The 13,080-nt window shown below is 70.8% G+C and carries 8 protein-coding genes; 4 read left to right on the plus strand and 4 right to left on the minus strand.

All coding sequences use genetic code 11. The annotated features are described in order from the left end of the window. Positions 1-103: 103 nt before the first annotated feature. Both ACFV4F_RS34360 and ACFV4F_RS34365 read right to left on the minus strand, forming a co-directional pair. On the minus strand, positions 104-454 hold the full coding sequence (locus ACFV4F_RS34360) for a hypothetical protein (RefSeq protein WP_380508538.1): 351 nt from the start codon (positions 452-454) through the stop codon (positions 104-106). 64 nt (positions 455-518) lie between these two features. Continuing rightward, positions 519-3,998: a chemotaxis protein gene (locus tag ACFV4F_RS34365; protein ID WP_380508541.1), complete on the minus strand. Its 3,480-nt coding sequence runs from the start codon at positions 3,996-3,998 to the stop codon at positions 519-521. 532 nt (positions 3,999-4,530) lie between these two features. Here ACFV4F_RS34365 and ACFV4F_RS34370 point away from each other — a divergent pair. From ACFV4F_RS34370 to ACFV4F_RS34380, 3 genes are all read left to right on the plus strand, one after another. Further along, on the plus strand, positions 4,531-5,037 hold the full coding sequence (locus ACFV4F_RS34370; RefSeq protein WP_380508544.1) for a hypothetical protein: 507 nt from the start codon (positions 4,531-4,533) through the stop codon (positions 5,035-5,037). Between the two features lie 370 nt (positions 5,038-5,407). After that, positions 5,408-7,066, plus strand: coding sequence for a trypsin-like serine protease (locus ACFV4F_RS34375; protein WP_380508547.1), 1,659 nt, complete (start codon positions 5,408-5,410; stop codon positions 7,064-7,066). A gap of 108 nt (positions 7,067-7,174) precedes the next feature. Then, positions 7,175-8,986, plus strand: a complete 1,812-nt coding sequence (locus ACFV4F_RS34380; RefSeq protein WP_380508550.1) for a trypsin-like serine protease — start codon at positions 7,175-7,177, stop codon at positions 8,984-8,986. 57 nt (positions 8,987-9,043) lie between these two features. Here the strand turns inward: ACFV4F_RS34380 and ACFV4F_RS34385 are convergent, their stop codons facing one another. Both ACFV4F_RS34385 and ACFV4F_RS34390 read right to left on the minus strand, forming a co-directional pair. Beyond that, positions 9,044-10,261 carry an RNA-binding protein gene (locus ACFV4F_RS34385; RefSeq protein WP_380508552.1) on the minus strand — a complete coding sequence of 406 codons (1,218 nt, stop codon included), beginning with the start codon at positions 10,259-10,261 and terminating at the stop codon, positions 9,044-9,046. Positions 10,262-10,312: 51 nt separating this feature from the next. Next, a complete protein-coding gene (locus ACFV4F_RS34390) occupies positions 10,313-11,545 on the minus strand; it encodes a serine hydrolase domain-containing protein (RefSeq protein WP_380508555.1) in 1,233 nt (410 codons plus the stop codon). 230 nt (positions 11,546-11,775) lie between these two features. Here ACFV4F_RS34390 and ACFV4F_RS34395 point away from each other — a divergent pair, with 230 nt between their 5' ends. After that, on the plus strand, positions 11,776-12,945 hold the full coding sequence (locus tag ACFV4F_RS34395) for a serine hydrolase domain-containing protein (RefSeq protein WP_380508558.1): 1,170 nt from the start codon (positions 11,776-11,778) through the stop codon (positions 12,943-12,945). Positions 12,946-13,080 lie beyond the last annotated feature (135 nt).

Raw genomic sequence — 13,080 nt, forward strand, 5'->3', positions numbered from 1 at the left:
GATCTCCTTCCGCCCCCGGGCGTGCGGCTTTTTTTGGTGTCCTTGTGTTTGTGTGGGGGGGGCGGGGGGGGAGCGCCCCCCCCCCCCCCCGCCGGAGCATGACCTATCGATGATTCACCGGCGGAGGCCAGATCTGGGATCCGACCCTGCTTGGTGCTGCCGATTCGACGTATTGCTGCAGTTCATACACCAGGACCACCCAGTACTGCCCGGTGTCCGCGAGATTGCGCACGATCCTGCGTGCAACGTCCAGCTGGCGCCCCATGTCCCTGTCAAGGTCCCGCACCACTGCAACGGCCTGGAACCGCTCGAAGGGAATGCCTTGGTCCTCCTCGTACTCGTGCGAAAGCTCCAGTTCCACGAAGGTCTTGTCGGCGACCTTCGTGGCGTAATCCACGAACTCGTGGTCGATTCGGCGCAGTTCGCTTCCACAGGCGGCACCGATGTCGGCCACCAGGTCAGCATCAGGACTGGCTGGTTGGACAAAAATGTAATGTCGGGTACTCACAGTCGGAATCCTAGGGCCACGTGATGTCGAAGTTGTCGCCAATGACACGGATCGTGTTCATCCTTCCTGGGGGGTTCTTCGACAGGAACTTCTCGACCCCCTCACGAGCACCCGCCTCGTCGAGTCCGGTACCGCGGCCGTCGACGATCGCATCGCTAGCTTGTTTCTTCGCCTCGTTCAGCTGGTTCTTGACAGTGCTGGAGGTGGCTCCGGGCCTGAGATTCTTGAACTCCGTCGGGACTCCGTCGACCAGGGCGTCGAAGGTCTTCTGTCCCTCGACCGTCGACTCCTTGATCGCCTTGACGTGACGACCCTCCGCCGCAAGTTTGTCCGCGACCTTGCGCTCCTCTGCGCTGAAGATCTTCTCTGACTCGTCGATGGGACGGGAAGCCCCGCGACTGGCGCCCCCGCTGTCCCTCGCCTCTCGCAGAGCGGTCTTGATCCCGTTGTTGAAACGGTCAATCCCGTCCGCGCCAACGACACCGCCACCGACGATAATCGCAGTACCCATGGCGATGGCCGGTGCGCCAGCCAGGCACCCGACCCCGGTCATGCAAATAGCGCCGCCAGCGAGATCCTCGGTTGCTCCAAATCCGATCATGGTCGCTCCGAGGGCGGTCTCACCCGCACCGATCCAAATGTCCTTGTTGAAAAAGGGCTTCGCCATGTTCCAGGCCGAGTCGATGGAACCGGAGAGCCATGACGGGATCCAGCTGTCGTCCTGCTGGCTCTGCGGCTGACCCTGCTGGGCCTGGGCCGCCGCCTTACGCAGATTGTCCTGCAGCTGCAGCCATTCGGCCATCTCCTGCCGTTGCAGTGCGACGGACCTGGCGAAGGTCTCCTGGTAAGCCTTGTCCGCGGCCTCCTGGTCCTGATGCGCGGAGATCGCGGAGTCCCACGCGTCCCTGGCTGCAGCACGGGCAGTGCCGGCGGACTCGTTGGCCCAGTTCGCCGAGTATTGCGCGCTGGCGGCGGAGTTAATCGCGCGGCTCGCCGCGGCCGTGGCCTCGCCCTGAGCCTTGCGTGCGGTCTTCGCGGACTGGGCGGCGCTCGCCGAGGACGCCTCAGCTGCCTTGACGGACTGGGCCGCCTGGGCGGAGTACTTCTGAGCGTCGGCGGCCGAGACCTGCGCCTGCCGACTGTATTCGGCTGCTTCGGAAGCTGCACCTCGCGCCGTGGCTGCAGCCTGCCTCGCTTCTGCCGCGTTCTGCTGGGCCGCAGCGGCCACGAGGGAAGCCTCTGCGATCACCTGTTCGATCTGCGTGGCGTGCGTGGCAGCCAGTTGGTCCTCGCGTTGGGCCTGATACTGACCGAGCTGAATGAAGGAGTGCAGCGTTTCAGCCGGGCCGACGAGCGCGATCCGGGCGGCGGAGGCAACCTCAGGAGTACCGCTGTCAACCAGTTGGGCTGCGCGCACGCGGTCGTCCTGGTAGCGCGCCGCATACTGCCCGGTGGAGATGAACTCCCGGTACTTGTCGGTGGAACCCGAGCCCAGGGCGGCCCTGCCGGCTTCCTGTACGCCGGTCCCGCCGGTCGAGATGATCTTTGCTATGTGGACACGCAGATCCTGGACGGCGGCCTGGTACTGGCCGTTCGCCAGGAAGTCCGTCACCTTGGCGGGGTCGTTCCCGTCCAGAGCGGTGCGCGCCGCGGTGGCGATCGTGTCGGAGCGGTTGGTCGCCGCCAGGCGCTCAACGGCCTGCCGCTCGTCGCGCTGGGCAGCCGCCGACCAACCGGTGCGAACGTACTCGCCGACCTTGCCGTCGTCACTGGACAGTGCGATCCCGGCAGCGGACCGGCTCCAGGCCCCGCGCGTCTTGAGGGTCAGGACAGCCAGCTTCCGGCCCCTGGCCGCAATGTCCGTCGGGTTGGCGTCGGGCCGCGCGGCTTCGGCCGCCAGGCTGCGCGACTGTGTCTCGACGTCCTTGGCCTGCTGGGCGGCAGCGGCCTGCTTGTCGCGACGCTGATCCTCCTGCCACTTCAGATCCTTCGCCTTCTCTACGCCGGCATTGGTCCGGGCAGTCAAGCCCTCGGCCTCGACCTGCTGGACGAGCTCGTGGGTGGACTTTGCCTTGGCAACGGCCGAACTCGCCTCGTCGGCGAACTGCTTGGCACTATTGGCGTAGCCGGTCGCCTGCTCCGCCGCATTGGAAGCCTCGCCGGCGTGGGAGGCTGCGTCGTCGGCCGACTGCGCGGCCGAGCGGGCGTGCGCGGCGGCCGAACGAGCCGCATCACGCGCGTCGTTGGCCGCCCCGACAGCCTTGGCGGCAAGGCCCTGGGCTGCGTTGGCGGCCCTGGTGGCCTCCTGCGCGTGGCGCCGGGTGGCAGCCGCAGCCTGGGCGGCCGCGGCCGACTTGACGCCCGCCTGTGCCGCGTACGCACCAGCCGCATCGGCCGCATCAGCTGCGGCTCCAGCGTTCTGGCCCGCACTCGTCGCAGACTTCGCCGCCTCGCCCGCAGCCGTCGCGGCGATGCCAGCCTGGTCAGCCGCATCGGCGGCTTCCTGCGCGCCGTTGGCTGCCGTGCGCGCGTCCGTTGCCGCCTGCCGGGCGACAGACGCCTGGCCTGCGTCAGTGGCAGCACCGGCTGCGGCAGACTGGGCCCGGGAGGCCGCGCGCGCGGCTCCCGCCGCTGCAGACGCGGCCTGCGAGGCCGCACTCGCCGCCACCCGGGCCGAGCTGTTCGCAGCACGGGCCGCGCCAATGGCCTGCTGGGCCGCGCCAGCGGCCTGCTCTGCAGCCTTGGCCGCACGCTCAGCAGACGATGCCGCATGCTGGGAATCGTTCTTGGCGGCCTGGGTCTCGGCAGCGGCCTGCGCAGCCGCGTCCTTCGCCAGCTGAGCGGCGTTGACCGCACGGGCGGAGACTTCCTTGGCCGCCTGGGTCTGCGCGGCCGCCTGCGCCCCCGCCGCCTTCGCCTGCTGCGCCAGCTGAGCGACAGTCAGAGTCTCCTGGTCGCGGTTCCGAGCGACATGCTGCCCGACTTCGAGGAACTCGTGGATGTCGTCGGCGGTGCCGTTGAGGGCGATCCTGCCCGCCGCCACAACTGAGGCCCCACCCACACTGAGGATCTGCGCCACCTGGACCCGCTCATCCTGGTCGCGCTGCTCGTACTGCCCCTGTTCCAAAAACAGTTTGAGCGCCTCGGGCGTACCGTTCAGTGCGGCACGGCCGGCTTCCTGGACCCCGGAGCCACCCGTACTGATGATCTGGGCAACCCGGACCCGCTGATCCTGGTACAGCGGAGCCTTCCACCCGTCTTTCAGGAAGGCCTTCAGCTGGTCAGGAGCCCCCTTAAGAGCCTGCCGGGCAGCCTCCTGCAGACCTGTGCCCCCGATGCTGGCGAGCTGTGCAACGGCAACCCGGTCGTCCTGGAACTGTTCTGCGGACGCCTGCGACAGGAACGTCCGCACATCGTCGTTACTGCCCGTCAGCGCGACTTCCGCCGCGGCCCTCACACCAGGACCACCGTCCATCCACAGCTGGACCACCCGACCCCGCTCCGTCTGCGGGAACGCCCCTGCATCCGCTGCAGGCGGCGTCAGAGCGTCCGCGAGAGCTTGAGGAGGGGCGACGATCACCCCTGCCAAAAGAGCAGACGGAAGCAGGGACAGGCACATCGCACGTATCGCCCAAGCCCCACGACCCGCGCCACCCTTCGTGCGCATTCCTTGCGTCAAGGTAACACCTGTCTTATCAATTCGCGGCACGCGCCGCCGGCGCCGAACCTCGACACCAAGGAAGATTATTAACACGCATTTATGCCCGCCTGGAAATCGTCCAATGAATCCAATCGGCAAGCGAAGTACTTTTCTCATATTTGCCGCAAAATGGTACATATGCGCTCAGATCGATCATTTTCCATAGTGGCTTCGACAGCAGGCGGCGAACGGCGGGCGAATCGATTTGACTATCAGGCCATGGCATCAAGTACTTTGCGGTCTCAGAACTTCAAAGTTCCCGTCTCTTGACCTTTGATCATGCAAACCAGAGCCGCCCCTGGGTGGCACGGAGGGAATCGCCATGTCCATACGCATACGTAAGACCCTTGCAGCAACAGCTTTTGGGGTGTTCATGACAGTCATTGCTGCATCGACGCTGGCCCTGAGCACGGCAACGGCCGCCGTCCCGTCCCCGATCGCCCCCAGCGACCCGAACCTCCCCCCCTCGGCAGTAGAGGACTTCACGTACCCAGGGGCCGCGGAGATCCAGCAGGAGCGGGGCATCAAGCTCATCAAGGGCAATGGCCGCCTTCTGCTCTCCGAGTGCAATTCAGCGGTTCAGCAGGTCAAGGTCTACAGCACAAACGGCGATGTCTGCTTCCAGGCCGTCGGGGCGGGGGGGTACTTGACGATGGAGATCACCAAGGTGTTCGCATTCGAAGCCTCGGACCGTCCGATCAGTGCCAATCTCACCGCCGGTGGGGCCACCCAGACTGTCAGCGTGGCCCAAGGGGGCTACAAGAGCGTCGGCGAGGGAACTGTCGGCGGGATCCGCTCCACGCTGGTGGAACTCCGTATCACGGGCTGATCCCACCCAGACCGCTACAGCTTCGACGGAACCGGCTCAGCATCCACCGGTCCTACTGAACGAAGGCTCACCCTCACGGCCACCGCCACACCGGTTTCCCTCGCCCCGGAAATGTCGAAGGTGTTCGTCACACAGACTCCGGGTTCCACCCATGCCGGCCTCAGCGTGTCCAAGGACGGGTTCACGAGCGTGGACGGGGACTTCGGTCAGGCCCCGGCCACCGTTGTCGTGGCAGGTGCGGCCAGCTGTACCGGGATCTCAGAGCCAACTCACTGACAGGATTCCAGCATTGCTTCACAAAACCTCATGCCGCTCTCGTCGGGCGAGCCTGCTGGCTGCAGCTGCAGCTGCCAGCGCGTTGACTACCTTCTTGTCCGCCCCCGCCAACGCCGTGGTCGGCGGCGCCGCCGGCGACGGCACGTACGCCTACACCGCCAAGCTGACCATCGGCGACACCTTCCGCGCCTGCACCGGCGCCCTCGTCGACCAGTACTGGGTGCTCACCGCCGCCTCCTGCTTCGCCGACGACCCCGCGCAGCCGGCCGCCCTCGCGGCCGGGAAGCCGAAGCAGAAGACCACCGCCGCCGTCGGCGGCAAGACCGTCGACGTCGTCGAACTGGCGCCGCGCCAGGACCGCGACCTCGTCATGGCCCGCCTGGGCGCGCCCGTGCAGAACGTGCAGCTGCTGGCGATCGCCACCGCCGCACCCGCCGCCGGGCAGACGCTGCGCGTGCCCGCCTTCGGCCGCACCAAGGACGAGTGGGGCCCGGGCAAGGCCCACACCGGTGCCTTCACGCTCGACAGCGTGAACCCGGCCGGGATCGGCATCACCGGCACCGGCGGCGCAGCGATCTGCAAGGGCGACACCGGCGCCCCCGCCATCCGCGAGACGGGTGGCAAGGCCGAACTCGTCGCCGTCGCCTCCCGCTCCTGGCAGGGCGGCTGCCTCGGCGAGACCGAGACCCGCACCGGCGCCACCGGCACCCGCGTCGACGACATCGGGCAGTGGATCACCAAGACCAAGCACTCCACCCCGTCCGGGACGACGGTCAGCGCCTCGCCGTTCACCGCGGTCGACCCGGCCACCGGGCACCTGGTCACCTTCGTCCAGGACAGCAAGAACCACCTGTGGTCCGTCGACCCCAAGGGCGAGGGCTGGACCGATCTCGGGGCCAACGCCGCGGCCATGCCGACCACGATCGTCAACCCGGCCGACAACCACGTCATGGTGTACGTCAACGGCCAGAACAACTGGCTCTGGTCCTACGACCGCAACACCGGCACGTGGACGCCGTTCGACCGCACCAGCGCCGGCACCGTGCTCGCCGCCGACGCCGTGCCCCGCACCGTCGTCGATCCCGCCAACGGGCACCTCGTCACCTTCGTCCGCGACACCGACAACCACCTGTGGTCCGTCGACCCGCAGGGCGAGGGCTGGCGCGACTTCGGCGCCCTCGCCGCCGGCGACCCCGCCCCCATCGTCAACCCCAACGACGGCCACATCGCCGTCTACGTCAACGGCCCCGAGAACAAGCTCCACCGGGTCGACCGCAACAGCGGCAAGGCGGACCCCTTCGTCCCGACCACCTCCGGCACCGTCCTGGCCCGCGGCGCCGTCCCGGTCACCGTCGTCGACCCCGCCAACGGCCACTTCACGACCTTCGTCCGCGACACCGCCAACCACCTGTGGTCCGTCGACCCGCTCGGCGCGGGGTGGCGCGACTGGGGCGCCAACGCCGCCACCGACCCCGGCGCGGTCGTCAACCCCGACGACAACCACGTCATGGTGTACGTCAACGGGCCGAACAACCAGCTCCACTCGCTCGACTACAGCGCCGGCAAGTGGACGCCGTTCATCCCCACCCCCGCCGGCACCGTCCTCGCCACCGACACCAGCCCCCACACCGTCCCCGACCCCGCCAACGGACACCTGACCACCTTCGTCCGCGACACCAACAACACCCTGTGGTCCGTCGACCCCCGCGGCCCCGGCTGGACCCGCTTCCACGGCGGCCCCTCCGCTCCCTGACCGGCCTGCGCCCTGCGCCCTGGCGGACTCTTCGGCCCGTCAGGGCCTCCCGGGCGCATCCGCCTTGCCCTAACCGTCACCGTCCGAGACCTCTCGAGGAACCCCTCCATGCCCCACACCATCTCGTCCCGTCCGCGGCGGGCGGCCGTGCTCACGGCGGCCGTGGCCGCCGGCACGCTGGCCACCCTCTCCCCGGCCGGGGCCGTCGTCGGCGACCCCGCCGCGGACGGCGCCTACGCCTACACCGCCAAGCTCGCCATCGGCGACAACTTCCGTACCTGCACCGGCGCGCTGGTGGACCCGTACCTGGTCGTCACCGCCGCGAGCTGCTTCTCCGACGACCCCGCCCAGCCGCAGGCGCTGAAGGCCGGCGCGCCGAAGTGGAAGACCACCGCCACCATCGCCGGCAAGGCCGTCGACGTCGCCTCGCTCACGCCGCGCGCCGACCGCGACCTCGTCCTGGCCCGCCTCACCGCGCCCGTCCAGGGCGTCGCGCCGCTCGCCCTCGCCGCCTCCGCACCCACGTCCGGCGAGAAGCTGCGCGTTCCCGGCTACGGGCGCACCAAGGACGAGTGGGTCCCGGGCACGATGCACACCGGTGCGTTCACCCTGGACTCCGTGCAGCCGACCGGGATCGCCGTCACCGGCACCGGCGGCGCCGCGATCTGCAAGGGCGACACCGGCGCCCCCGCCATCCGCGAGACGAACGGCAAGGCCGAACTCGTCGCCGTCGCCTCCCGCTCCTGGCAGGGCGGCTGCCTCGGCGAGACCGAAACCCGCACCGGCGCCACCGGCACCCGCACCGACGACCTCTCCGGGTGGGTGCAGCAGGTGCGCTACGCCGCCGCGAACGCCGTCGCGCCGACCGCCAGTGCGGTGTACGACCCGGTCAAGCAGACGTCGACGGTGTTCACCGTCGACGCCGACGGCCGTGTCGTGGGCGCGTACAACATCAACGGTCAGGGCTGGAGTTCCTGGTCGCGGATCAGCGAACGGCCGGCCGGCACCAAGCCGTTCGTGGGTTCGCCCACCGCCCTCTACAACCCGGCCACCGCCGCGATCGAGCTGTACGCCGTCGACAGCGACGGCCTCATGTGGCGCACCTACTACCTGGCCGACGCCCAGGGCTGGCGCCCCTGGACCGGCACGGGCACAACGAAGTTCACCGGCAGCGCCACCGCCGTCTACAACCCCGACACGAAGACCGCGGAGGTCTTCGCCACCACCGCCGACGGCCCCGTCGCCCACACCTACTACACCCCGGGCATGACCGGCTGGAGCGACTGGACCACCATCTACGACCGGAAGTTCAACGCCACCCCCGGCGCGATCTACAACCCGGCCACCGGCGCGATCGAGCTGTTCGCGGTCGGACGCGACAACAGCACGATGTACCACACCTACTGGTTCAACGACGGCAAGCCGTGGAGCGACTGGCTCCCCCTGGACGGAGCCGCCGTCACCGGCAGCCCGAGCCTGGTCTACAACCCCTCCACCAAGACCGCCGAGGTCTTCGCGACCACCGCCGACGGCCCCATCGCCCACCGCTACTACACCCCCGGCATGACCAACTGGAGCAACTGGGCCACCATCAACGGCGACTACCGCTTCGCCGGCGCCCCCAGCGCCGTCTACAACCCGGCCACCGACGCGATCGAGCTGTTCGCCACCGGCCGCGACGCCTTCCTCTACCACGCCTACTGGTTCAACAACGGCAAGCCGTGGAGCGCCTGGGAGACCCTCGGGAACTGGAAGTTCTCCGGCCGGATCCCGACCACGCTCTTCAGCGCCTCCGCCAACACCGTCGACCTCTTCGCCGCCGGCACCGACGGCGCCGTCAACCACACCTCCTACAAGCCCGGCATGCCCAAGTGGGCCCCCCTGGACACCCTGCCCGGCACCACCCTGCCCACCGGCTGACGACACGGACGAGCCCGTCCGGCGCCGGCGGTCGCCACCGCTGGACGGGCTCGTCCGTCAGGCCTCGTCCGACTGCACCGAAATGAGGGACAAGGACACCTGTTCCCTGACCATGTCGACGTCGAGGACCTGCGCCGTGACCCTGCGGCCGACCGGGATGGCGGCGGCGTCGTCGATGGCCGCCGTGAAGCCGCCGATGTCGACGAGGACGGCGCCCGAGGCGGTGGTTCCGGTGACAGTGCCGGTCACGGGCCGGCCGGGGCCCAGGGTCTTCAGCAGGGCCCAGTCCCGGTCGCCGGGGGCCGGGTCGGTGCGCCAGCGGGCGCGCAGGACGCCGTCGGGGTCGGGGAGCACGGCGGTGAGCACGGGGGTGCGTTCGTCGACGCACATCGGCAGGACCGCGGCGGCGCGGGCTCCGGCGACGCGGACGGTCAGGGCGGCGAAGTCGTCCTCGTCGGCGATCGTGCTGGTGATCCGGCCCTCGGCGTCCTCCCAGACGAGCTCGATCAGGTCCTCCTCCGGGAGGCCGGCCAGGACGGCGGCCACGTCGGGGGAAAGAGCAGGCCACACGGCCAGTTGTGCACGCGGGGCCAGCCGCGCCCGCACCGCCTCGATCGCGCCGTCGTCGGTGAGCCGGTGCCAGCGGGAGAGGTTGCCGACGGGCTTCTCCTCCAGGAGCCCGGCCCGGCCCGTCGCCGCGCACCAGCGCACCCGGGCCCAGAAGACCTCGTCGGCCGGGCGCTGTCCGTCAAGACCGTCCGGCTCGTGGTCGTACGGGGAGGCGTCCATCGGCTCCGGGAAGAGCCCCGTCGCCCGGATGCGGGCCACGGCCCGTTCGCAGGGCCCGGCCGTGCCCACGAACAGGTACTGGTCGTACCCGACGTGGACGGTGAAGCCGTCGTCGCTCTCCAGGCGGCACCAGGCGCCGTTGTCGCGCAGCATGGCCCGCACGAGTTCCAGGGCGACGGGCAGTGCCACCCGGGCGCCGTCGTGGTAGCCGGTCAGGTCGGGCGGGAACAGCCCGGCCAGGCCGTGGCCCTCGACCGCCGGTTCCAGGCCGAAATGCGTGAAGCCGGGCCCGAGTTGGGGCTCGCGGATGGTCAGGTGCCGCACGCCGTCCGCCTCGGCGAAGGCGGCGACCGCGGCGAGGTAGGCGGCCTCGACCGGCCCGTGGTCGCTGGCCGAGTCCAGCGTCCCGGTGTAGTGGCCCCACTCGTTGCGGTCGGCTGGGTCGTACTTGGTGATCCGGTGGACGTGCCGGCGGGGAGAGCTCACGAGGTCATCCTGCCGGAACGGGGCCGGCCGAGGAGGAGCGGGGGCGGCGGCTCAGCCGAAGTCGGGGATGGGGTGGCCCGGGGCGAGGACGGCGGCGATGCGCTGGGCGATGGTGTGGGCGTTGTGGTCGGCCGGGGCGCTCGGGCCGTTGGTGGTCGAGACGGCGATGGCCAGGTGCTCGCAGGGGAGGTAGTCCTGGGAGGCGGAGTAGCCGAAGAACAGCGGGTGCTGGGAGATCCAGCCGCCGACGACGAGGACGCCCATGCCGTAGTGGGTGGCCTCGGTCTGCGGAATGCAGATCGTCGCCAGGCACGTGTCGGTCGGGTGGCCGAGTCCTACCGTCCCCGGGTCCAGCAGCTGCTGGTAGGAGGCCGGGGAGAGCAGTTCGCCGGCGCCGATGGCGACGGCCGATCGTTCCAGGTCGCAGATGTCGGTGGTCTCCACGGCGCCGGGGGCGGTGGTCCACGAGGGGTTCCAGAAGGTCGACTCCTCGTAGGTGCCGCGTTCGGAGGTGAAGGCGTGCAGGACGGGGGTCGGGATGTCGGGGGTGTAGCTGTTGCGGGTCTCGTGCAGGCCGAGCGGGCCCAGGACCTCGCGCTGGAGCAGGACGTCCAGACGGGTTCCGGTGATCTTCTCCAGGGCCTCGCCGAGGAGGACGAAGTTCGCGTGGGAGTAGCTCCAGTTGGTACCCGGGGCGTACAGCCGGTCCTGGCGGGTGGAGATGGCGACCAGTTCGTCGGCCGTCCACTGGCGGAACGGGTTCGCGTAGACGGCCGGGCCGAAGGACGGGTCCTTGACGTAGTCGGCGAGGCCGGTGGTGGAGGCGCCGAGCATGCGCAGGGTGAACTCGCGGTCGCTGCCCCGGAGGTCGGGCAGCCAGCGCGAGACGGGGTCGTCGAGGCCGACGACGCCCTGGTCGACCAGCCGCAGGAGTGCGGTGCCCAGGTAGCTGATGGCGATGTTGCCGTTGCGGAAGTGCATCGCGGGCCCGGCCGGGACGCCGGTCATCGACTCGCCGAGCGCGCCGGTGACGAGCTCGCGGCCGTCGACGGTGACCCGCAGGATCACCGACTTCAGGTCCAGCTCCGCCTTGGCCTGCTCGGCGATCCGCAGGACGTCGGCGGCCGGGCCGCCGTCGGGCGGGGCGGAGGCGGCGCAGGGACGGTGGTGGTGACCCTCCGGCTCCGCGCCGGCGAGTGCGGCCGGGGCGGTGAGGGCGAGGAGCGCGGTGACGGCGGCGAGGCGCAGCAGGGCGTTCCGGGTGGTCCTGCGGGTGGGTGTCATGCGCGCAGTATCGGGTGGGGGCGGCCGGGCGCCGGGTGTGGTGGCGGGCGACCCGCGTGAACGTCACCCGTCGGGTCCGCAGGGCGGGGCGCGGCCGGACGGCGGGCAGGGGGCTCGGCTGGGCGGGTCAAGGTGGTGGGCGGGCCGTTTCCCGGGGGCGTCGGCGGGTGACTCCTTGCCGCCGGGGCCGTTCCCGTCCCCTCGCCGAATCGTCGTCCGGAGGATCCGCCGTGCCGCTCCGCTCTCGCCGCCGCCCCGGGGGCGCGCTCGCCGTCCTGCTCGCCACCGCCTCGGTGGTGCTGGTGCCCGCCGCTCCCGCCTCGGCCGGGGGCGGTCACGGGGACGACGGCCGGGGGCTGCGGGCCCGGTTGCAGGAGCTGGTCGACCGTCCGGACGGGCCGCCCGGGGCGATCGCGGTGCTGCGCGACGGCGACCGCGTGCGGGTGGTGCGGGCCGGGGTGTCGAAGGTCGGCACCCGCCGCCCGCCGGAGCCCGCAGACCGCATGCGGCTCGCCAGCGCCGCGAAGGCGTTCAGCGGCGCGGTCGCGCTGCGGCTCGTCGACTGCGGGCTGCTCGGCCTGGACGACACCGTCGCCGGGCGGCTGCCCTCACTGCCCGCCGACTGGGGCGCGGTGACGCTGCGCCAGCTGCTCAACCACACCAGCGGGCTGCCGGACTACAGCTCGGCGCCGGACTTCGTCGACATCATCCTCTCCGAGCCGCACCACGTGTTCGACTCCCGGCACCTGCTGGACTTCGTCGCGGGCGACGACCTGGAGTTCACCCCCGGCACGCGCTACCAGTACTCCAACTCCGACAACATCGCCGTCGCCCTGATGGCCGAGGCCGCCACCGGGCAGCGCTACGAGGACCTGCTCGCCTCCGAGGTCTACTCGCCGCTCGGGCTCGACGGGACCAGCCTGCCCTCCGGCTTCGAGTTGCCCAGGCCCTACCTGCACGGCTACGCCGTCGAGCCGCCCCACCCGGTGGAGGACGTCAGCACCCGGTTCGGCGCCTCGGGTGCCTGGGCCTCGGGCGGGCTGGTCTCCACCCCACGGGACTTCAGCACCTTCGCGGCCGCCTACGCGGGCGGGCCGCTGATCGGCGACGCCACCCGCCTGGAGCAGCGGGCCTTCGTCGCCGGGGTCTCCGAGCCGGCCGGCCCGGGGGCCAACCGGGCCGGGCTGGGGATCTTCGAGTACACCACCCGGTGCGGCGTCGTGTACGGGCACACGGGCAACACCGCCGGCTACACGCAGTTCGGCGCGGGCACCCCGGACGGGCGGCGCAGCATCACCGTGTCCGTCACCGAGCAGGTCAACCAGCGCAACAGCCCGGCGCTGCTGGAGCGGCTGCGGGCCGTCGAGGAGGACTTCGTCTGCGCACTGCTGGCGGGGTAGCGACGATCGAAACGGCCGGTCGCCGGGGCCCGCCCCCGCGGGGGGGCGGGGGGGGGGCCCCCCCACCCCCCCCCGCGCCCCGCGGCCGGCGCCGCGGTGTGGGGGGGGGGGGGGGGGGCCCCCCCCCCCGCGCCC

It is taken from the genome of Kitasatospora sp. NPDC059722 (assembly GCF_042733235.1).
Taxonomy (GTDB): domain Bacteria; phylum Actinomycetota; class Actinomycetes; order Streptomycetales; family Streptomycetaceae; genus Kitasatospora.